The sequence below is a fragment of the Monashia sp. HAY1-2A genome, from assembly GCF_056755315.1.
Genome location: NZ_JBNDHY010000586.1, coordinates 1 through 251, shown reverse-complemented (window position 1 = coordinate 251; position 251 = coordinate 1). Strand labels below are relative to the sequence as shown.

The following is a 251-nucleotide window of genomic DNA, read 5'->3' as shown; positions in this document are numbered from 1 at the left end:
CGAGAAGGCGATCCAGTCCGGGTTCCGCGAGGCCGCCGACGCACTGGCGCTCAACGACAGCCTGGACGCGCAGCTGGCGTCACAGCAGGCGCTGGTGGCGGCGGCCGAACAGGCACGGACGCTGTCGCAGGCGCGCTATGACGCTGGGCTAGACAGCTTCCTGACCCTGTTGGACGCTCGGCGGACCGCGTACACCGCGCGGCAGTCGCTGGTGACCACGCAGTTGAACCGGTTGTCCAACCAGGTGGCCC

The 251-nt window shown here is 69.7% G+C and carries 1 protein-coding gene; it reads left to right on the top strand.

Translation table 11 applies throughout. The features are described 5' to 3' along the window. Nucleotides 1-251, top strand: a 251-nt coding sequence (locus ACPYOM_RS23155) for a TolC family protein (protein ID WP_481347767.1), incomplete at both ends; no start/stop codon positions are given.